Origin of the sequence: Pseudoalteromonas sp. MEBiC 03485, assembly GCF_004195145.1 — a bacterium.
GTDB classification, from domain to species: domain Bacteria; phylum Pseudomonadota; class Gammaproteobacteria; order Enterobacterales; family Alteromonadaceae; genus Pseudoalteromonas; species Pseudoalteromonas apostichopi.
Genome location: NZ_SGBT01000001.1, coordinates 3,591,332 through 3,612,530, shown reverse-complemented (window position 1 = coordinate 3,612,530; position 21,199 = coordinate 3,591,332). Strand labels below are relative to the sequence as shown.

23 protein-coding genes are annotated in these 21,199 nt (G+C 41.6%); 10 read left to right on the top strand and 13 right to left on the bottom strand.

Going from position 1 to position 21,199, the window contains the following annotated elements; translation table 11 throughout:
* Positions 1-52: 52 nt before the first annotated feature.
* Entirely contained in the window at positions 53-760 is a 708-nt protein-coding gene (locus tag EVU92_RS16640) for a TorF family putative porin (RefSeq protein ID WP_130052162.1), read from the top strand.
* 75 nt (positions 761-835) lie between these two features.
* Here the strand turns inward: EVU92_RS16640 and EVU92_RS16635 are convergent, their stop codons facing one another.
* From EVU92_RS16635 to EVU92_RS16625, 3 genes are read right to left on the bottom strand one after another with little or no spacing between them, the layout of a single operon-like run.
* On the bottom strand, positions 836-1,051 hold the full coding sequence (locus EVU92_RS16635; protein ID WP_130052161.1) for a hypothetical protein: 216 nt from the start codon (positions 1,049-1,051) through the stop codon (positions 836-838).
* Between the two features lie 48 nt (positions 1,052-1,099).
* Positions 1,100-1,990 carry a dienelactone hydrolase family protein gene (locus tag EVU92_RS16630; protein ID WP_130052160.1) on the bottom strand — a complete coding sequence of 297 codons (891 nt, stop codon included), beginning with the start codon at positions 1,988-1,990 and terminating at the stop codon, positions 1,100-1,102.
* A 48-nt stretch (positions 1,991-2,038) separates the two neighbouring features.
* The gene (locus EVU92_RS16625) at positions 2,039-3,190 is read right to left on the bottom strand and encodes a hypothetical protein (protein ID WP_130052159.1); all 1,152 of its coding nucleotides are present in this window, start codon (positions 3,188-3,190) and stop codon (positions 2,039-2,041) included.
* Between the two features lie 128 nt (positions 3,191-3,318).
* On the opposite strand from EVU92_RS16625, the gene EVU92_RS16620 reads away from it, so the two are divergent.
* Together EVU92_RS16620 and EVU92_RS16615 are read left to right on the top strand one after the other, a co-directional pair.
* Positions 3,319-3,783, top strand: coding sequence for a MarR family transcriptional regulator (locus EVU92_RS16620; protein WP_130052158.1), 465 nt, complete (start codon positions 3,319-3,321; stop codon positions 3,781-3,783).
* An 86-nt stretch (positions 3,784-3,869) separates the two neighbouring features.
* Complete coding sequence (locus EVU92_RS16615) at positions 3,870-4,619, top strand: RIO1 family regulatory kinase/ATPase (RefSeq protein WP_130052157.1); 750 nt, start codon at positions 3,870-3,872, stop codon at positions 4,617-4,619.
* Between the two features lie 32 nt (positions 4,620-4,651).
* Here the strand turns inward: EVU92_RS16615 and EVU92_RS16610 are convergent, their stop codons facing one another.
* From EVU92_RS16610 to EVU92_RS16580, 7 genes are all read right to left on the bottom strand, one after another.
* Positions 4,652-6,064, bottom strand: coding sequence for a family 43 glycosylhydrolase (locus EVU92_RS16610; RefSeq protein ID WP_130052156.1), 1,413 nt, complete (start codon positions 6,062-6,064; stop codon positions 4,652-4,654).
* Positions 6,065-6,313: 249 nt separating this feature from the next.
* Complete coding sequence (locus EVU92_RS16605) at positions 6,314-6,784, bottom strand: hypothetical protein (protein WP_130052155.1); 471 nt, start codon at positions 6,782-6,784, stop codon at positions 6,314-6,316.
* Positions 6,784-7,935, bottom strand: coding sequence for a PepSY-associated TM helix domain-containing protein (locus tag EVU92_RS16600; protein WP_130052154.1), 1,152 nt, complete (start codon positions 7,933-7,935; stop codon positions 6,784-6,786). Before EVU92_RS16600 ends, EVU92_RS16605 begins: the two co-directional genes overlap by 1 nt.
* Before the next feature lie 99 nt (positions 7,936-8,034).
* Positions 8,035-8,874, bottom strand: a complete 840-nt coding sequence (locus tag EVU92_RS16595) for a mechanosensitive ion channel family protein (RefSeq protein ID WP_130052153.1) — start codon at positions 8,872-8,874, stop codon at positions 8,035-8,037.
* 33 nt (positions 8,875-8,907) lie between these two features.
* A complete protein-coding gene (locus EVU92_RS16590; protein ID WP_130052152.1) occupies positions 8,908-9,618 on the bottom strand; it encodes an LrgB family protein in 711 nt (236 codons plus the stop codon).
* Positions 9,608-9,961 carry a CidA/LrgA family protein gene (locus EVU92_RS16585; protein ID WP_130052151.1) on the bottom strand — a complete coding sequence of 118 codons (354 nt, stop codon included), beginning with the start codon at positions 9,959-9,961 and terminating at the stop codon, positions 9,608-9,610. Before EVU92_RS16585 ends, EVU92_RS16590 begins: the two co-directional genes overlap by 11 nt.
* A 69-nt stretch (positions 9,962-10,030) precedes the next feature.
* Positions 10,031-10,822 (bottom strand): crotonase/enoyl-CoA hydratase family protein, encoded by a 792-nt coding sequence (locus EVU92_RS16580; protein ID WP_130052150.1) that lies wholly within the window; start codon positions 10,820-10,822, stop codon positions 10,031-10,033.
* A gap of 258 nt (positions 10,823-11,080) precedes the next feature.
* Between EVU92_RS16580 and EVU92_RS16575 the strand changes: the two genes are divergently transcribed.
* From EVU92_RS16575 to EVU92_RS16555, 5 genes are all read left to right on the top strand, one after another.
* Positions 11,081-12,283, top strand: a complete 1,203-nt coding sequence (locus EVU92_RS16575) for an efflux RND transporter periplasmic adaptor subunit (RefSeq protein WP_240701327.1) — start codon at positions 11,081-11,083, stop codon at positions 12,281-12,283.
* Positions 12,284-12,292: 9 nt separating this feature from the next.
* The gene (locus EVU92_RS16570; RefSeq protein ID WP_130052149.1) at positions 12,293-15,406 is read left to right on the top strand and encodes a multidrug efflux RND transporter permease subunit; all 3,114 of its coding nucleotides are present in this window, start codon (positions 12,293-12,295) and stop codon (positions 15,404-15,406) included.
* Between the two features lie 117 nt (positions 15,407-15,523).
* Positions 15,524-15,844, top strand: a complete 321-nt coding sequence (locus tag EVU92_RS16565) for an HI1450 family dsDNA-mimic protein (RefSeq protein WP_130052148.1) — start codon at positions 15,524-15,526, stop codon at positions 15,842-15,844.
* A 44-nt stretch (positions 15,845-15,888) separates the two neighbouring features.
* Complete coding sequence (locus tag EVU92_RS16560) at positions 15,889-16,698, top strand: DUF481 domain-containing protein (protein ID WP_130052321.1); 810 nt, start codon at positions 15,889-15,891, stop codon at positions 16,696-16,698.
* A 14-nt stretch (positions 16,699-16,712) separates the two neighbouring features.
* Positions 16,713-17,183: a hypothetical protein gene (locus tag EVU92_RS16555; protein ID WP_130052147.1), complete on the top strand. Its 471-nt coding sequence runs from the start codon at positions 16,713-16,715 to the stop codon at positions 17,181-17,183.
* 71 nt (positions 17,184-17,254) lie between these two features.
* On the opposite strand, the gene EVU92_RS16550 is transcribed toward EVU92_RS16555, so the two are convergent.
* Entirely contained in the window at positions 17,255-17,740 is a 486-nt protein-coding gene (locus tag EVU92_RS16550; RefSeq protein ID WP_130052146.1) for a peptidylprolyl isomerase, read from the bottom strand.
* 12 nt (positions 17,741-17,752) lie between these two features.
* Positions 17,753-18,664 carry a tRNA-modifying protein YgfZ gene (gene ygfZ / locus EVU92_RS16545; RefSeq protein WP_130052145.1) on the bottom strand — a complete coding sequence of 304 codons (912 nt, stop codon included), beginning with the start codon at positions 18,662-18,664 and terminating at the stop codon, positions 17,753-17,755.
* 120 nt (positions 18,665-18,784) lie between these two features.
* Here ygfZ and EVU92_RS16540 point away from each other — a divergent pair, with 120 nt between their 5' ends.
* Positions 18,785-19,036, top strand: coding sequence for a succinate dehydrogenase assembly factor 2 (locus EVU92_RS16540; RefSeq protein ID WP_054562257.1), 252 nt, complete (start codon positions 18,785-18,787; stop codon positions 19,034-19,036).
* Entirely contained in the window at positions 19,029-19,436 is a 408-nt protein-coding gene (locus EVU92_RS16535; protein WP_346654651.1) for a protein YgfX, read from the top strand. The genes EVU92_RS16540 and EVU92_RS16535 overlap by 8 nt, the downstream gene beginning before the upstream one ends.
* Here EVU92_RS16535 and nadB read toward each other — a convergent pair.
* Positions 19,411-21,033 (bottom strand): L-aspartate oxidase, encoded by a 1,623-nt coding sequence (gene nadB / locus EVU92_RS16530; RefSeq protein WP_130052143.1) that lies wholly within the window; start codon positions 21,031-21,033, stop codon positions 19,411-19,413. The two genes, EVU92_RS16535 and nadB, sit on opposite strands and share 26 nt — an antisense overlap.
* Between the last annotated feature and the right edge of the window lie 166 nt (positions 21,034-21,199).

Genomic DNA, 21,199 nt, shown 5'->3' with positions numbered 1-21,199 from the left:
CTGTAATTGAGAATGATGCTAAACATAACTGCATTAAGTTTAGGAAACCAACATGACAACAAGACAAACAGTATTAGCGGCAGCGTTGCCATTGGCATTACTATCGACATCAGCAATGGCTGACTTATCGGCTACGGTTACATTGGCGTCAGATTACACCTTTAACGGTGTGAGCCAAACCATGAATGATCCAGCGATTCAAGGCAGCTTAGATTATGCCTTTGCGGATTCAGGTATGTATGTGGGGACTTGGGCTTCAAATGTAGATTTTGGCGATGGTACTGACATTGAGTGGGATGCGTATTTCGGTAATTATGTTGAGATAAACGACGCCCTTAGTGTTGATTATGGTATTGCTTACTATTCATACCATGGTGAAGATTACTCAAGCGACGGTAACTATTTTGAGACTTATGCAAAGTTTGGCTATACCAATAGCCTAGGTTTCACAGAACTTAACTTTTGGTACGCTTGGGATTACTTTGGTACCGATGCAGGGCATGTGATTTCTATGGTTGCCCATACCTTTGAAATTGCACCAAATCATGCAATTCGTGCCAGCTTTGATATTTCTAATTCTCTCGATGGTAATAAGTTTGCCTGGGATGGCAACGATAAATCATACAATCATTATCGTTTAGCTTATCAAACAAGCTTTGCAGGTTTTGATTTCGAGCTTGCTGGCGAAAACACCAGCCTTGACTGGGATACCGCAGATGAGCGAATTGTAGCGTCTATTTCACGCAGCTTTGATTTATAAGCTCTGCTTTAATAAACGAAACGGCTAACCTTGGTTAGCCGTTTTTTATGCTTAGAGTATCTTAATGGATGAGGATTAAATCTCTTCGCCTTCGTGCTGCATCGCTAAATCATCAAGCTCAGCAAGGGTGTAATCAAAGTCACTCGTATCGACTTCGTAACGTATTTTCACGCCATAACCACCTTGGCAAAGTGTCGCAGTGACTTTAGCCACTGACCAATGTTTAAGCTTGTTTAAAAACCGATTGGCGGTTTGCTGTGAGTCAAAGCGATAACTGACTTGCGATTCCATCTCTTTTCTAGCCTAAAATTTTTTCGAGAGTGTATGAAATTGCTCTGTTTAAATCAATTGCTCATTGAAAAACGCCAATGTGCGTTGCCATGAAAGCTCTGCCTGCTTTTCATCATAACGCGATGTGGAGTCGTTATGAAAACCATGATTTGCTTGTTCATACATATGCATAGTGTAAGGCACTTGATGGGCTTTTAAGTCGCTCTCGTATTCTGGCCATGTTGCATTAACGCGGTTATCAAACTCAGCTAAATGCACTAGTAGAGGGGCTTTGATGTTTTGTCTGAGCTCTTTGACTGCGGGTGTGCCGTAATAGGGTACGCCTGCATTAATTAGTTTGCTATCAACTGCTGCTAGGTAGTTGACCATATAACCACCAAAGCAAAAGCCTACCGCACCGAGTTTGCCATTACTATTTGGGTGTCTTTTTATATATTCAGCTGCGGCGATAAAATCTTGTTGGATTTTTTGTTTATCCATAGAGCGCTGCATTGCACGCCCTTCATCATCGTTGCCAGGGTAGCCACCAAGAGGGTGTAATGCATCTGGCGCAAAGGCAATAAAACCGGCTTTGGCAAGGCGACGAGCAACATCTTTAATATAAGGGTTTAAGCCTCTGTTTTCGTGGATCACTAAGACTAATGGGTGCTTACCGGTTAAATTAGCGGGTTCGACTAAATAACCTTTTCCTTCGCCATGACCTTTAAACGAATCAAAGGTTTTATAGCTGGCTTTAATATCAGGGTCATTAAAGGATACTTGCTCAGCTAATGCGTAGTTTGGCAGTAAAGCGCTACTTAGCATTGCCATTGAATAACCAAGGGCTGCTAAGCCACCAAGCTTTTTCATAAAGGTGCGGCGATCCATTAAGCCATGGGCGTATTCATCGTACCAATCGAAAGCTTCTTGGGGAATGTGGTTATGGCGTTGCTCAGTCATACTTATATCCTTTAAAAACGAGTTAGGTTTATAACTTTAGCTGAAATATCAGCGATTAACAGCCAATTGCTTTGTTTGCATTAGTACATCCATAAAGCGGCGCTGCCAAATAGCCTTAAAGGCTTTGTTAAATAGGAATAAAAATATTAGCGGCATTAGCAACAGCTTTAAAATCAGCAGTGACAAGATATTCAAAAAGTCGATAAATAAGTCTTCGACGGCAGCCACCATGTTGCTAATGCCAGAGGTAACGGTATCAATAATTTTACTCACCTGCGACGATTGGTTTTGATTGAGTGATGCGTTAAGGTTTTCTAGTTGTTCGTTTAAGGCGTCTTTGTCTAGGTTAAGCGCTCTTTGTTGCGCGAGTACAGCATTAAATTGCTTTGTTAATTGCTGCTTTTTATCAAGTAGTGGCTTGGCTTGTTCAAGCTCAGTAAAAGTGAGTCTTTCAGACAAGCTGCGGGTTGCTTGAATCGCTTCTATTTGTGTTTCGATCTCTGCCAAATCACCTTTGAGCTCAGTGGCTCGCTGGTGGTTTTTAATTTGCTGCTCATTTAATAGCGATAACTTGTCGAAGATGGTTTGTTTTTCACTATCGACCTCTGCTTTTAGCTTAGCCGATAGGGCAGAGGCATTATTTGCACTGCTATTAACAGTCTCTACTTTTTCGCTCACAATTTCACTTTGCTGGTTTATTTGCTCATCTAAGAATATCTGGCTAACGAGGCCTGTTGTAAGCACCACCGCAGGTACTAAAAAGCGAATTAAAATCAAGCTTGCCATAATCTTATGACGTACGTTAGGCAAATAATTACGCCATTCACAAATAAAGTAAGCGACAACTGAAACTGTAAATACACCGCTAAAAATAACTCCAGAAGAAATGGTGTATAAAATGCGCTGTAAGAATAACGAGCCTATTGCAAGGCGCATGGCATCCGACATGTATTCTGCTAAGTCATTTACTGGGTCAAGAAGCTGTGCAGGTTGAATACTGGCAATACCAATGCCCACTTCGGCTGATTGCAACAGCGATATAGCAGCATTGACTGTTCGAGATGAAGCATAGACAAGTGTTGATTGCACAAGGGCGCTGTCGATAAAGCGCATGATGAAATGGTTATAATGCTCTAGCCAACAAAAAAGTAGCAGTATTGAAAGAGATAAATACTTGATAATATGTTGCTTAGTTAGCATAACGCCCCCCGACAGTTTTTACGCTTACTCACGCTACACTATTCATAGTCGTAGAAGCAATCTAATAGGATTGAATTATTTTGCCGCTTAACTGTCTATGAATTGCTATTAATCGTTTTAGAGGAAATATGAAAGAACCTGCATCAATTGGCCAGTGCTGTATTGAAGATTTAGATCCCGTGCAAGACTTAGGTCGCTTAGTCTCTTATTTACGTTCAAACCTCGTTACTCACCTTGATGATGCTTTAGAGGATAAAGAGCTAACGTCGGCCCAATATATTGTAGTTGTGCTACTTGCGCGTGGTAAGGTAAATACCTTGGCTGAGCTTTGTGAGCACATGATGTATGACCGTGGCGCTATGAGTCGGTTACTTTCTCGTTTAGAAGACAAGGGCTTGGTTGCTAAAAAGCAGTCAGTTGAAGATCGCCGTTCAACTCTTTTATGCCTCACAAAAAAGGGCCAACAACTCTATCCTGAAATTTTACCAACCGTAAATGATATCTATCGCAAAGCACTTACAGGCTTCTCTGATGATGAGCAAAAGCAACTCGCAAGCTTGCTGTTTAGAGCAATTCATAATTTAAAAGCATAAATTTCTCTAAGCGGTACATTGTCGCTGTTAGAGCATTTTGATAATATAGTTGCCTAGGCATTTAATTTTAACAAGTCCGGGTTGTTATGTTTGAATCATCTTTGCTCGCGCAGCTTCACGCGCAATTTCCAGCTCATCAATTTAACCCAGAAGGTTTGTCGGTTGTTCATACAGGCCGCTTTGCCAATGCCATTGTTTATCGTTACAAAGATGCGAAATTTGATTTAATTATTAAAGACTTTCAGCACAGCCCATGGTGGGTGAGAAAAACTATCGCGCCGCTTTTTATCAATCAGGAGTACAAGGGGCTGGCACGCCTGCAAGACTTAGACGGAGTGGTCGATAACTTTTGTCGTTTGTCATCTATTGCCATTGTTTACGATTTTATAGAAGGCACGCCACTTCGCCAGCTTGCCTTGCAACAGCAGCATTTACCGAGTGATTTCTTTAAAGAGTTTGAGCGTTTAGTTGCAAAAATGCACCGCCGCGGCGTGGTGCATCTGGATTTACGTAATTTGGGAAATGTGATTTGTTCAAAAGACGGTAAGCCTTACATTATTGATTTTCAGTCAGCGATTCGCTTTGCACGCTTTCCGCGTTGGTTACAGCGTTTTATGCGTGGTGCTGATATGAGTGGGGTTTATAAAGCGTGGCAGAAGTTAGCCAATGATTCATTACCACAAACGAAGGCTGATTATTTACACGACTTTAATCATGTTCGTAAGCGTTGGATTTTTAAAGGTTATCCCATACAACGCGCCTACTTATGGTGTAGTGGGGCAGTGACTCAGATACTCAACTCTGACTTTATTCGCAGTATATTAGATAGATTATAAAAAGCGCGCTTGCACGCGCTTAATGGGGAGAACTAGTATTTAGGCCAGCCATTAGCATCCCAATTAAGGGTGCTTATGAGCAATTTTGGCGTGCCATTATCACCTGCATCATAGGCATGACGAACAATCACATCGGTATTTAAAATGTCTTGTCCTCCTGGGCCTACCCATTGGCTATTACCCGCATCAAGAATGCTGCCGCCGCTGGCTAACATGTTGATGCCATTTTTATCTAGATATGGACCACGAATGTCAGTAGAGCGACCGTAAGCAATGCGGTATGTACTATTGGTACCATCACAGCATTTGCCAACCGAAACAAACAAATAGTAGTAGCCCTGGCGATACACTATGGTAGGTGCTTCGATCCCACCTGAGCGACTAGCTAACGAATAGATTTGGCCAAATGGTTTCATGGTCATCGGGTTAATACGTGTGAGTTTAATGCCCGAATTCCATGAGCCAAAGGCAAGCCATGGTGCACCATCTTTTGCCACTACAAGATCTGGGTCGATGGCGTTGTAATTATTGTTATTGGTGGTATTGATTACTAAACCATCATCACGCCAATCACCTGTTGCCACACTACTTGCAGAAGTAAGGCCAATAGCACTAACACGTGAACCAAAGGTCGAAATAGAATAATAAAGCCAGCTGCGGCCATTGTAGCTTTTTAATTCAGGCGCCCAGACATCAATTCCATCATGATCTGGCACGTAGTTACTCCACCAGCTTAAACCATTTGAGAAAATCGGTTGCGCATCATTCCAATCTACACCGTTGCTTGAATACTTACCGTAGATACCTGGGCCCGTTTGAAAAACCCACCAGGTGCCATTTTCATAGCCAAGGGTTGGATCGTGGGTGACTAAATTACCTGTAAGTGGCCAGTGATCTGCAGTGCCATTTGTCGTTGATGGATCAAATGGTGTTGATTCAACATTAGCAAGCTTGGTTAGTTGCCATTGCTGCGCATCGCTGCCGTTGTAGCTCCACTGGCTAATATTCGCTCCATCGTTGCCATCAAAAGCATATAAGTCGAGTGCTTTACCACTGTGATCATTTATGAAGCTGTAGTAGCCGCTACCTTCATCATTAATTTGCCAATGTTGACTGGCAAGATTAGCGTATTCATATTGCACAACATTGCCACCATCGGCAGTTGAGAAGTCAAACACTTCGAGGGCTTTACCACTATTTAGATTAATAACCGAATAGTTGCTGCCACCTATGTTGGTAATTAACCAGCGCTGAGTATCGTGATTAGTGTTAGCCCATTGACTGACATTCGCACCATCATTGGTTTGTGCGCTGGCAACTTCAACAAACTTAGCACTGTACTTTGATTTAATCGTGTATACGCCATTATCAATCGCATAGGCACAGGGAAGTATCAGTGTTGATGCAAAGCTAAGCGCAGCGAGCGCTTTTTTTGAAAGTATCATTGTGTCTCCAAATCATTGTTATTGAGCTTTCCTTGTGTGTTCTGCTCCTTGGATGAGTTTTGATCAACACCAATCAATTAATAGCAGTGGTGCAGATTAAAACTATTTATAATACTTTATTATATTATTACCTTTGTAAAGGTTTTAGTGGGAATAATTAACAAAAAATTTACTTTCAACTGTTTTAGAGGGGGCGAAAGTGTTTTAAAGAGATACAAAAAAACCACTCAGTGAGTGGCTTTTCGGATGTTATTGAGTAATAAACTGACTGGGAATATCCCATTTCAGGGTATGTAGTTGACCTTGCCAAGTTTGAATGGTGATCCACAGTTTATCGTCTGCTGAGATGGTTTTTGGGGCAATAGCATGGGCATGCTGACCATGATTTGTACCATGCATTATGCCTTCTTCATCTTTGGCAAACTCAGTCAGTGACAAAGGCGCTTTACCAATATTTAGGTAAGCCTGACGGATATTGCTGATGTCACCTTGATTAAAAGCAATAAAAAAATCTTTTACGTATTCATTGTGGTGTGAGTAAGGAGCATCTTCATTGAGCGGCATCGGCGCGATTTTAAATTCACCCGCTTGTTGCTCTTGCCAAAGAGCAGGAAACTGGGGATTTAATGATTGATAAATAAACCATACAGGCAAAGCTAGTATTACAGCATGCAAAATGTACTTTTTACGTTGCCACCAAGTTGCTTGTAAACGAGCCATTAGTTTGCCTCCTGAACATTATTTACTGGCGCAGCTTGGCGCGCTTTTACCGGTTTGCTATTAACTAATTTAGCGGCATACATCATAAAACCTGTGATTGACATTCCACTTAAAATTAAACCAAAAATAAACCAAATAACTTTTGTCCAAAGACCGCCAATATTACCGTAATGCAGTGGATCAGCGATATGCGACAGGGTTTGTAAAGCGTTCATCGTCTCAGGGCTTTTGCTTACTGCAATTTCACCAGTCCATGGATTGACTGATGTTGAGTAGGCGTAGTTATCATAGAAAATAGTATCGCCACTTCCCATGATGTTAAACATGCCACGGTTATGCTCAGGGAGCATCACATAGCTTGCTTTGAAATCTGGGTATTTCTCTTTGGTAATCGCTAATGCCGCTTTTAAGTCTGTAGGCGGTGTTTGTTTATCTGCAGGTAAGGCTGACACAGCCACTAGCGGTGCGTGCTCTTCTATGTCTATTTCGTTATGCCACATGATGGCTTGTACTAAATACCACAGGCCAGTCAAAGCCATCACAGCCATAAACCAAATTGACCAAACGCCACTTAGGGTATGTAAATCTTTTAGAAAGGTTTTTTTACCTTGGTTAAAACGTAGTTTTGGCTGACTAAATGCGCGCCAAAAGTTTTTATAAATCACTAAGCCTGTTACTAGCGCACCTAAAATGACAAAAGCCATGGCGCTGACTAGGTAGTAACCTACGCTGTAACCTTCTTGCCAAGGGAAGAATAGCCAGCCGTGTAGGGTACGCATAAATTCAATAAAAGAGATCGTGTCATTAACAGCTTGTACTTCGCCTGTATATTGATTGACGTAGGCCACAGCATAAGGTTTGTCAGTATCGGTGAAAATAACAGCATTCACCAGATAAGGCTCATAAGTGAGAACACTCATCACATCAGCTGTAGGGTAGGCTTTTTCAACGCTACTAATAACTTGATCAACACCTAGTGCTGGTAAGTCATTTGGGTTGTTTGCACGTGCTTCACTGTTAGTGAGCCAAGTAAGCTCATGGCTTATCACAGACACAGTACCTGTGATACAGATAAAGCAAAATAGCACCCACAAAGGGAGCGAAAACCAACCATGTAGTTGGAACCAAAGACGTTTACTCATGGTAAAAATAGCTCGACGTTAATTGATGATAGTAATTGTTATCATTTAAATTGTACTACAATGTTTTAAACAAACACAATCTCTGTCGTCGAACTAGTAAAAAGGCTATTAAGCGCCTTTTTCGGAATTTTGATTCAGGGTAACAATCCGTTGTGGGAAAGGAATTTCGATATCCGCCCCCTGAATTGCTTTAAATACATTGCGGTTAACCGCTAATTTAGTCTCTATAATTTTGGTGGTTGGCACCCAAAAGCGATAGCTCAAGGTAACACCGCTTTGTGCAAAGCGCTCAATACCTACTTGTGCGTGAGGAGAGTCACTAACTAGCTCATGATCGTTTAAGACTTTTTCGATAAGCTCAATAGCTAGGTCAGCATTTGCATCATAAGCTATGTCTATTTCGCCTTTGACTAGTGAATAGCTAAACGAGTTATGTAAAATCTCGCCAACAATATGTTTGTTAGGAATGGTGATTTCGACTTTTTCTTCGTTAATAAGAATCGTGTGGCCAAGCTCAATGGTTTTAACTTGTCCGCTTACTCCTTTCACTTCGATAGTATCGCCAACGACAAATGGCCTTGTTGCAATGATCGCAAGACCAGCGCCGTAGTTTGAGAGCATGCCTTGCATTGCTAAACCTGCACCTAATGATGCGGCACCAATCGCTGCCACAAAAGGAGTGACGCTAATGCCTATTTTACCAAGGGCAATAACTAAGAACATGATGATCAGCAATACTTTTATGACATTACTGACAAAGTTGGTGAGGGTGATATCGATATTATGACGCTGCATGAGGCCAGCCACCATATTCGATACTTTTTGCGCAATCCATAAGCCAAAAAATAGAATTAAGATGGCACCTACAATTTGCATGCTATAGGTGACTAAATATTCCATTATCAGATTGTAGTATTTTTCGACTTGTTGTATTTCTGAGTCAATCATGTGTTTTCCTAACAAGGTTACTGCGAGCGTTGACTATACCAGAATATGCTGAATAACAGGATAGAGTATTGGCACTATAATAGCGCTTAGTAGTGCGCTTAATGCCATAGCTACAGAGGCAAAGGCGCCAACTTTTGGCTGATCAGCAATCAATGACGCTGTACCAATGGCGTGACATGCAGTGCCAATGGCAACGCCTTTTGCTTGAGCGTTGCGAATATTTATCAGCGAGAAAATCAAATTACCAAAAATAGCCCCTAATACGCCAATAAAGATCACCATTGCTGCGGCCAAAGAGGGAATGCCCCCCAGTGATTCTGTCACTAATAAAGTGATCGGTGTCGTTACTGACAAGCTGGCAAGTGATGCACTTAACTGCGTGGGTGCGTCAAAAATATAGCATATTAGCGATGCTACCAGCGTCGCATTGAATACCCCTAAACTACAACTTATAAGAATTAATAGTAGGTTCTTTTTTACATGTATAAATTGCTGATAAAGCGGTAAAGCTAAAGCCACAATCGCAGGCTCAAGTAACCAACTTAAAATTTTACTGTGTTCGGCAAAAGGTGCATAAGGGAGTTTAAATATCACTAACAGCGCCGCAATTAAGACAATTGCCCAGCACACAGGGTTGCTAAGTGCTTTGGGAATGGCATGGTGTGCTTTAGAGTTCAAAAAGCGTAACACTAAGAAAAGAGCAATAATAAAAGGAACGCTTAGCCACCATAAACTAACTGTCATTTTCACGTCCTTTAAAGTAAGCAATAACAGAGCCTATTAGTAAAACACTGGTCAGTGGCACTACAAAAAAAATAGTCAGTAATAAAGGCCAATTCTGTGTAATTAAACCTAGGTGCTCAATAATGCCAACCCCAGCTGGGATGAAAAATAACGGCATATAATTAAGTAAAGGGCTGGCTGTCGGTTTTAAGTGTTGTTCTTTCACTAGGCCCGTTAACAGTAATACAAGCAGTAACACCATACCTAGCAATGGGGCAGGGAAAGAGCTTTCAAGCAAAGCCGTCAAATATTTAGCAACGGCTAAACAGCCAAGAATAATGATACTACTGATGAGGTATTTCATGAGTCAGGATGATTGCGAATAAAGTACAACTACATCATACCCTTGTCAGTTGTACTATGCGACTTTAGCTTACCATGATTTTGCATTATTAAATTTGATGTCTTCAGCGCCTTTCGCCTTCGCAATAGCCTTTTTGGTATTAGGGTTCATCAGTAAACGAATTTGACTCCATGTTTCTTTAGCGAGAATTTTGCGCTGCTGTGAGCGATAGCTTTGCTGAGTAATTCGTTTAATTGCAGCAAGGGTATCCGGCGAGCGGGCCATCAGTGTTTCGAGTACAGCGTCTGTTTGTTTATCAATGTCATCAGTTAGTTGCGTAACTAAGCCATATTCTTTTGCGTCTTCAGCCGAGATAGGGCCTGCATGACTTGCCAACCAAAGAGCTTGGTCGCGTTTCATCAAGCCAGCAAGTACCACGTTAGCCCCCATATCTGGGCAAAGGCCCCAACGCGCTTCCATGATGGCTAATTTGGCATTTTTATCGACGATGCGGTAATCAGCACCGAGTGCGATTTGCATGCCGCCACCAAAGCAATGTCCGTTAATTTTAGCAATCACTGGAATACTTAAATCTTGCCAACCTAACACGACTTTCTGCGCTAGGTTTTGGTTTCCTGGTAACCATTTGAATAAGAGTTTGACGATATTACTCGGCTTTTTCATCACCGCAGCAACATCTAGCCCAGAGCAAAAGTGTCCACCTTCGCCAGATATAACGACAGCGCGTAAATTGCGATCGCGTTTAATTTTTTTTATTACGTTTGAAAGCTCAACAAACATAGCAAAACTTAGTGCATTTTGTTTCTCGGGACGAACAAGGCTAACCCATGCGACTTGTTGTTTTATTTCTAGTTTTATCATGGTAACTCCTCTGACCTGTTTGCTAGAGCTTACGAGTTAATTACAACTAAGTAAAGAATTGCTGATGTGTCGCAAGGAATCACTATATTTTCCAAAAATGGGTAACCTTGTCATATATTTAGTTACAAATTGATGTATATTTTTAAAACAAAGATGCTAGTTCATAGCTAGTTTGGTTTTGTGAATAGTTAGATACTTTCACAAAATCCCATGACACGACTAGACTTAGCTTTAAGTCGCGCTACAAGGAGTAAAAATATGCTGATGCGCAACACAGCTCGCATAACTAAACAATCATCTCGTTCTTTGGCTTTTGCTGCTTTTTCAGTAGCTTTAACAACCACAATGGTTGGCTGTTCAGATGATAAAGCACAACAACAAGCTACGCCGCCACCGGCCGTATCAGTATTTAATGTCGTCACACAAGAAGTTGGTAATTACCGAGAATTTGTTGCGCGTACTGAAGCATTCCAAGAGGTCGCAATTAGAGCCCGAGTTGAGGGGGAATTAATAGAACGTCACTTTAATGAAGGCTCGTCTGTTGAAAAAGATCAGCTTTTACTAAGGATTGACCCATCTGAATATCGCTCAACGGTCGCAGAAGTTGAAGCTGACCTGAAAAGTAAAATTGCTGCAGCGGATGCTGCTGAACGTGATTTAAAGCGCGGAAGAGATGTGGCCGCACAAGGTTTTATTTCACAATCAGACCTCGATAAACTCACTACTAACTTTGAGCAAACGGCTGCAGCTGTCAAAGCGGCTGAGGCAGAGCTTGAAAAAGCAAAGCTTAATTTAAGTTATACTGATATTCGTGCACCGTTTGCAGGGCGTATTGGTAAAGTAAATTATGATGTTGGCAATATTGTTGGTCCATCATCAAATGAACTCGCAGAGCTTACCGATGTTGACCCAATTTACGTGAGCTTTCAGGTTGAAGAAGCAGATTACATCTCTTATCGCCAGCAACATCAAGCACCTTCAGATAAAGACCCTCGTGATGTGCCCATTGACTTAACTTTGCGTTTACCGAATAACTCGACATTTCCTGACAAAGGTGTACTGGATTTCGCAGATACTAAAATTAATCGAAACACAGGTACGGTTGAGCTTAGAGCTGAATTTGATAACCCTGATGGCATAGTTATGCCTGGCTTATTTGTTACCTTAATCGTTGAAAGTACCAATAAACAGGAGCTGGCATTAATTCCACAAGTAGCGGTACAAGAAAACCAGCAAGGTAAGTTTGTACTTGTTGTTGATGATGAAAATAAAGTTGCTATGCGTATCGTCAAACTTGGTCGTCGCATTAATGCTATGTGGGTGGTTGAGTCAGGCTTAGAAGCTGGTGAAAAAGTCATAATCGAAGGTTTACAAAAAGTTCGCCAAGGTGTTGAAGTGAAAGCGGTTGAAAAAAACGTCGATGAGACAACTGGCACTATTTCTAGCAAAGCTAACTCTTAGGATTGAGATATGATCAGTAAAACTTTTATATCTCGCCCAAAGTTTGCCTTGGTAATATCGATTGTTATTACTATTGCGGGTTTAATTTCAATGGCATTGTTGCCAGTGAATATGTACCCGCAAATTACACCTCCGCAAGTTCAAATTAGTGCCAGTTACCCAGGTGCAAGTGCACAAATAGTTGAAGAGTCGGTGATCAGGCCCATAGAAGAGCAGGTTAATGGTGTTGAAGATATGATGTATATCGAATCAACATCTTCTAATAACGGTACGGCTAATATAACCGTGTACTTTAAGGTCGGAACAGACACAGATATAGCCCAAGTTAACGTACAAAACCGCGTCGCACTCGCTGAAGCAGGCTTACCTGAAGAGGTGAAACGCCAAGGTGTGTCGGTTAAGAAAAAATCGAGCTCGATGCTACTGGGTATTAACTTATATTCGAACCAAGAAAATATCGACGCAATTTTCTTGAGTAATTATGCGACAAACTATTTAACAGAGCCATTAGGGCGTATTAATGGAGTTGCATCTGCTGAAGTAATGGGCGAGCAAACTTATTCTATGCGCTTGTGGTTACGCCCTGATCGGATGGCATCACTTGGATTAACGGTGTCAGAGGTTCGAGCTGCGTTGCAAGAGCAAAATACTATAGTCGCTGCGGGTAAGCTTGGTGCTGCGCCTTCTGAACCGAGTCAGCAGTTTGAATATTCAATTCAAGCTAAAGGGCGCTTAAAAACCCCTGAAGAATTTGGTCAAACCATTATTCGCTCAAGCAAAGATGGCAACTTTGTACGCTTAAACGATATTGCACGTATTGAATTAGGTGCAGCAAGTTACAGTACAACAGCAAAGCTAAACCAGCAAGACACTGCGTTTATTGTTATTTATCAGCTGACAGAAGCGAATGCGACTCAAGTTGCTGCTGATGTAAAAGCACGTATGGCAGAGCTTGCTAAACAGCTACCGGATGGTGTTGAGTACTCAATCCCTTACGACACAACAGAGTTCATCAATCGTTCTATTGACGAAGTGGTTATTACTCTTGTTCAAGCGGTCGGCTTGGTTATTTTAGTCGTGTTTTTATTCTTACAAAATTGGCGCGCTACGCTTATTCCAACGGTTGCTATTCCAGTATCGTTAGTGGGGACTTTCGCGTTTATGATGATGATGGATTACTCCATCAACTTGATCACTTTATTCGGTTTAGTCCTTGCAATAGGTATTGTTGTGGATGATGCCATTATTGTAATTGAAAACGTTGAGCGAATACTTAAAGAAGAAAAATTGCCAATTAAAGAAGCGGTCACAAAAGCGATGGAGCAGGTATCGGGGCCAATAGTGGCAACGACCTTAGTATTGCTTGCGGTGTTTGTGCCTGTTGGCTTTATGCCCGGAATAACAGGGGAGCTTTATAAACAGTTCTCGGTGACTATTTCGTTTGCGGTACTCATTTCTTCTTTAAACGCACTGACATTAAGCCCTGCTTTGTGTGCTTTATTGTTAAATGAAAAGGCCATGAAGCCGATTAAATGGTTAGCGCCTTTCGAAAATATTATTACTCGCTCGACCAGTGGCTACAGTAAGGTTATTCAATTTATCTTAAAACGCACAGCAAGAATGGCGCTGTTTGCAGTGGTTATTTTTGCTGCGGCAGGGTGGTTGGTGAAAACAGTTCCTACGGGCTTTGTTCCAGCAGAAGACCAAGGATTTCTTTTTGTTGATGTGCAATTACCTGATGCCGCAGCAAGCGGTCGTACTAAAGAAGTGATGCACAAACTGGGTGATATAGTGAAAAATGAACCTGCCGCAACCGATTTTATTGCGGTATCTGGCTTTTCATTACTAGGTGGTGCAGGTTCTAATAATGCTTTGGGTATCGTCGTGCTCAAAGATTGGGAAGAGCGTACAAGTCCGGAGCTTGGATTACGCGCGGTACTGACGCGTTTAATGGGTCAGTTTTGGGCTATGCCAGATGCGCAAATCATGGCATTTAATCCTCCTTCAATACCGGGTCTTGGCACGAGTGCTGGCTTTGAGTTTAGATTACAAGACAGCGAAGGGCGTGAGCCTGCTGAGCTTGCACAAGTGTTAAATGGCCTGATTTATGAAGCCAACCAGCGTCCAGAGCTTTCTAATGTTTACAGTACATTTAGAGCGAACGTTCCACAGTATTTTCTTGAAATTGACCGTAATAAGGCAAAAGCTCAAGGGGTAGCGCTTAGTGATATTTTCTTAACTTTACAGGCGCAATTAGGGTCGTTATACATTAATGACTTTAACCAATTTAGCCGTACTTACCGCGTTATCATGCAGGCGGAAAGCCGTTTTCGTCAAAACCCTGCAGACTTGCAGTACTACTATGTACGAAATGATGAGGGGGCAATGGTGCCGCTCACCACTTTAGCTAAACTTGAGCCAATTCTTGGTCCAACAAGTTTGACCCATTTTAATTTATATCGCAGCGCCAGTATTAGCGGACAGCCAGCAGCGGGTTATGCCAGTGGTGATGCTATTAAAGCAATGCAAGAGTTGGCTGAGCAGCTACCAACGGGCTATGTCTATGAGTGGGCTGGGCAATCGAAACAAGAGATTGAAGCCGGAAATATGGCGCCCATCTTGTTTGGCTTAGCGGTGGTGTTTGTTTATCTATTCTTAGTAGCGCAATACGAAAGTTGGACAATTCCGTTCTCGGTAATTGCAGCGGTACCGCTGGCGTTATTTGGCGCCATGCTTGCGCTATATGTGATTGGTATGGAAAACAACATCTATGCGCAGGTTGGTTTAGTGCTCCTGATTGGTCTATCCACCAAGACCGCTATTTTAATTGTTGAATTTGCTATGGAAGAGCGCGCGGCAGGTAAAAGTATTTTTGAAGCGGCTCTTAACGCTGCAAGATTACGCTTTAGGGCTGTATTAATGACGGCACTCTCGTTTGTGCTTGGTGTATTACCGCTGGTGTTTGCAAGTGGCGCAGGGGCAGGTAGTCGTATATCGCTCGGTATTACCGTGTTATTTGGGATGCTAGCTGCAACCATCTTTGGCACCTTGTTAGTTCCGCTATTTTATACATTAGTGCAATCAATGCGTGAAAAAATAAAAGGCACAGCGAGTTCAGAGTAAAAATTCTTAAAATTACAAAAAAGTCAGGGTAACCTGGCTTTTTTTTTGGTAAAACTCAAAAGAGGTTTGTTATCATAGCCGAATTCAAAGCGATACACATGTGCAGAGGTTTAAGGAATGGCTGGTCCACGCTTATACAGTGAAGAAGAAGTAACTCATCAGGCTTATGATATCTTTTTAGAGTTAGCGCCTGATAACTTAAGCGAGCAAGATATTGCTTATTTTAACGAGCACAGAGAAGAGCTTGGCTTTATTGAAGAAGGTGAGCCTGACGAGCAGTGGCAAGATTTTGTTGCACTAGAAATTGAACCTGAGCTGTTTGTGCAAGTCTTAGTAGGGCTTGAATTCGACAATCAAGATATTTTATTTGCGAAAATATTAATTAGCCGAGACAAAGATGCACCGTTTTGCCACATCCTATGGAAAGATAGCGAATAACTCTCCAGCCGATGTTTGACTCTACTTTTAGTTGTTTTAATTCAATAAAACGAATTATTTTGCCCGCCCTGCTCGTATGCAGTTGGCAGGCTTTTGCTGTTGATCCGTTTGAAGACTTTCATGAATACGGACAATTATCAGAAGAAGAAATTCATAAAATTCATAAAGGCGAGTTGCTGTATGGAGATATGGAGTTTGGCTTTATGGTAAGTCGTGGCAATACTAACTCAACTAGTTTCAAACTCAAAGGTAATCTCTACCAAGATTTTGAAAAATGGCGCAACCAATTTAAGCTCGATACTTTATACAAACGTGACCGCAATGAAGAAACCGGTGATGAAGAAGTCTCAGCTGATCGAATATTTGTATCAGGCCAAGGCAACTATAAGTTAAATGTGAAAAATGAGTCGTTTTTCATTTATGGTGACTACGAGCGAGATAAATTTAGTGGTCTTGAGTTTAAGAGCACAGTAGCGACTGGTTACGGTAATCGCATTTATCAAGGCAGTAAGAATAAAGTCGATATCGATGTTGGCCCTGGTTTATATCGATCGGTGGCTGATCAAGATACGGCTACAGAAGAAGATCAAACAAAAACGGGTTATCTACTTCGTTTAGCGCTGCAGTGGGAGCGTACGGTCTCTGCGCGAACTCGCTTTAATCAAGACGTTAGTTATGAGCAATCGTTGTCAGGGTTAAACTCGCGTTTAAAATCAGAAACCTCATTGATCAGCAAAATCATGGGTGATGTTTCACTCAAATTTACCTATATGTATCGCTATAACTCAAAACCAGAGGAAGATAAGCTTAAGTACGATTCTGAGCTGAGTGCGACCTTTGTTTATAGCTTTTAAGAGAATACCTCACTATGTATCAACATAAGCAGTACGCTATTTTTATTTTTGTTATATTAGGCTGGATTGGCGGCTTCATCGCCCTAGCTTGGAATTTAATTGGTGCAGATATTCCGCTCATGGTGTTTAGCGCTATTTTGGTGCTGGTGGCCTTTTTATTCCATGGTTTAACCATCAAGGTCAACGATAAAACCGTAAGCTGGGCATTTGGACCTGGTGTATTTGGTAAAACAGTAGCTTTTGATGAGATTGATTCTGTTCGAGCGGTAAGTAACTCATTTCGACATGGCATAGGCCTTCGTATTACTCATGATGGTTGGGTTTATAGTGTATCAGGATTCAGTGCTGTAGAACTGGCAATGAAAGACGGTACTCACTATCGCTTAGGAACCAACGACCAAGATGGTTTACTTGCTGCACTTAAATTGCATATTACCGAAGCTGTACCAGAAATTAGCAAAGAGGCTACGTCAGAAGCAGAGTAAATGATCAGCTATTTGACAGCAGTATATAGACATAAAAAAAGCGCCATAGGCGCTTTTTTTATGTCTATATTTTAATGGCTGTGACCACAACCACCTTCACCGTGCACATGACCATGTGCTAACTCTTCTTCAGTTGCATCGCGTACTTCAAGTACTTCAACATCAAAATGTAGCGTAATACCTGAAAGAGGGTGGTTACCATCTACAATGACGTCTTCGTCTTGAATTTCGATGATCATCACTGATTGGTCGCCAGCATCTGTCGTAGCGCGGAACTGCATACCAACTTCAATTTCCATACCTTCAAACATTGATTTTGGTACTGCTTGCATTAGGTCATCGTGACGCTCACCATAGCCTTGCTCTGGTTCAACGGTTACGCTGAATGTGTCGCCTGCTTCTTTACCTAATAGCGCATTTTCGAGGCCTGGAATTAAGTAACCTGTGCCAACGATGAACACTAGTGGCTCACCATCGAAAGAGTTGTCGATGGTGTTTTTGTTATTATCCAATACTGAATAATGCATTTTTACCACTTTGTTTGCTGCTACGATCATAGTCATTCCTATTTATTCATCTTCGAGAGAGTAAGGCAGAGCTTGAATTGATAACTCTACCTGAGGGAGGTGTTTTGCCCGCAAAATTTGGCCTGCTTCATTATCGTTAGGAAGCACAACCAGACCCATTAAGGTTTGCGTTTGTTGATTATAACTTTGGCTGATAAGCTTGCCGGCACGGCGCCAGTTTTCGCCCATTTGTGTTTCAAGCTCAAGCTCATCAAGTAAGCCTTCAGCTTTGCCTGACACGATATACATAGCACGTTTATTTTTGCCTAGGTATTTCATACGGGCTACGGTTTCTTGCCCTGTGTAGCAGCCTTTTCTGAAACTGATACCACCGAACGCTTGCAAGTTAACCATTTGCGGTACGTATTCACCAATAGCATCGCTATTTAATGATGGCTCACCAGCAGCAATAGCTACTTGTTGCCATGGAGCGTCATCTTCAAGCGCTATTACGTTATCAGGTAAGCTAAACTCATCATTGACCATAAGTAATACGCGGTTATTTGCAAGCTTGAGGGCTTTACCGTCAGCAAAATCGACTGCGCTATGCTCATCATCAAAAGTAATTGCTAAGGTTTCTAAAGCCGCTGTTAGGTCATCACCTAATAAGCCAATTAGCTGTTTTTCAGATTGCTGAATTTCTACTTGCGAAAATACAGCATATTTTTTTAACTCGACTAGAGATTGTTCTACCTCAGGCTTTGAACCTGCCAGGTAATAGCTGTCAAGGTGAGAAAACAACCTAAACACACCCCAAAGTTTGCCTTTTGCATTACAGTGGCCAGCCCAAAGGAAGTTATCATTGCTTAACTTGTTGATATCTTGCGTGATTTGTCCGTGAAGGTAAGATAACTTATCTTTGCCTGTCAGGCTGATAAGTGAATAAGATAAAGGACATGCGTAAACAGTCGACATAAAAACCTTCTTTACGATATGAATGAGCGCTAATGATAACTTAGTTAGGGTAGCAATTTAAATAGCTGTTTATTCGATAGCAATTTGGTAAACTGCAGACAAATAAGTACGAGGTTTAAAATGACTGAAATTCACAGTAAAGAACGTATTCGTTGGGCATGCCGTCGCGGTATGTTAGAACTAGATGTTTTATTTATGCCATTCGTTGAAGAAGCGTTTGACTCACTATCAAAAGAACAGCAAGCTGTTTTTCAACGCTTACTTGAGTGCGATGATCCTGATTTATTCGCATGGTTTATGGGTCACGAAGAGTGTAAGGACCCAGAGCTAAACGGTATGGTCGCGTTAATTTTAGACCGAGTTCGTGTATAGATTTACCGTTACAAATAACACCACAGACCACAAACCCTTTGTGGTCTTTTTTTGCTTGATAGCCATCATATTATGCTTTGCTTACCAGCATGTTATTGCTCAGCTTTTGGCGTGTTTAGCTTGTCTTTTTCTAGCCATTCTGTGTTTTAAAAAAGCCCAACATGCGCAGCCTGAAAATGGCGTTATTATTTTAGAGCAAGCAGAGCTTAGGTTCGTGAACGACAATCTTAAAATTCAAGGCCAGATAATGGCTAAAAGTTATGTGTTTGCTAATTTTGTAGTGCTAAGGCTGGCGGGGTTTTATAAATCACACTGGCTGATAATTAATGCAGCCAGTGTTGATGAAATGAGTTATTCGCGGTTAAAGCGTGCGATTATTGCAGTGCAGCAACCGTCTTAGGGGTTAAAATTGTTGGTGTGGGATTCTCGTTTTGCTCAGGATAATCAATAGTGTAATGAAGGCCACGGCTTTCTTTGCGCTCAAGTGCGCTGCGAATAATAAGCTCTGCGACCTGCACTAAGTTTCGAAGTTCTAACAAATTATTTGTAACCCTAAAGTTAGCGTAGTAATCATGAATTTCTTGCTGTAGTAACTCTACTCGGTGAAGCGCGCGCTCTAAGCGTTTTGTAGAACGGACAATACCGACGTAATCCCACATAAATAATCTTAGCTCATGCCAATTATGGGTAATAACAATTTCTTCGTCTGAGTTAGTTACACGACTTTCATCCCATAGTGGTAAAGCTTCAAGGGCTGGGCTTGAATCTATTTTGCTTAAAATATCCTTTGCGGCAGCATGAGCAAATACAATACATTCAAGTAGTGAGTTACTGGCCATGCGATTAGCACCATGTAAGCCTGTGTAAGCTACTTCGCCAACCGCATAAAGGTTGTCTAAATCTGTGCGGCCATTGAAGTCGGTCATAACACCACCGCAGGTATAGTGTGCAGCGGGTACTACCGGAATGGCTTCTTTGGTAATGTCGAGACCAACACTTAAGCATTTTGCGTAGATAGTCGGGAAATGCTCAATGATAAAATCTTTTTCTTTATGACTAATATCAAGGTATACACAGTTCGCGCCAAGGCGTTTCATTTCAAAATCGATAGCGCGAGCAACGATATCGCGAGGAGCAAGTTCTCCGCGTTCGTCAAAATCTTTCATAAAGCGGGTGCCGTCAGGGCGTTTTAAGTAAGCTCCCTCACCTCGCATTGCTTCTGTGATTAAAAAGTTTTGCAGTTCTGGGTGATATAAACTAGTTGGGTGGAATTGATTAAACTCCATATTAGCGACACGACACCCAGCGCGCCATGCCATAGCGATACCATCACCACTGGATACATCAGGGTTAGAGGTATATAAGTACACTTTACTTGCACCACCTGTTGCAAGTGAAACGAACTTTGCTTTAATTGTTTCAACTTTTTTATCGACACAGTTCCAAACATATAAGCCATGAACATGTTTGCCTTTTTTAGCTAGGCTTTTATCAGTGATTAAATCAATGGCATTGTAGTTTTCTAATAGGGTGATATTAGGGTGTGCTTGAACTTGGCTAATTAAGGTCGTTTGTACTGCACGACCTGTAGCATCAGCAGCATGTAATATGCGACGATGGCTGTGACCGCCTTCGCGGGTTAAATGGAAACGTTCTTTACCTTTTGAATCAAATTCCATATCAAAAGGCACGCCTTGTTCAATGAGCCACTTTAAACACTTTTTAGCATTGCTAGCGGTGTAGTGGACTGCGTCGCGGTCACATAACCCGCCACCTGCATCCAACGTGTCTTCAACATGAGATTCAATGCTGTCATTCTTTTTGTCAAATACTGCTGCAATACCACCTTGAGCATATAAGGTAGAACCTTCGGTTAACGCTCCTTTACTAAGTACTGTCACTTTACAGTGATTAGCTAGAGATAAAGCAAGAGAAAGGCCAGCGGCGCCGCTGCCAATGATAGCGACATCAGTAATGTGATGTTTATTTTGGTTCATGTCTGTGGTCTTTGCGGTTACAATGCTCGGCTAGTAGTGCCAAAAGTTTGAGCAAATAAATTTTTATGTGGTATACGTATATGTACCATATTTGCTTTAACACTATTAGTCATTTTAATACGTTATACCAATCTTATTAGTTTTATCGTCATATAAACAGTTTATT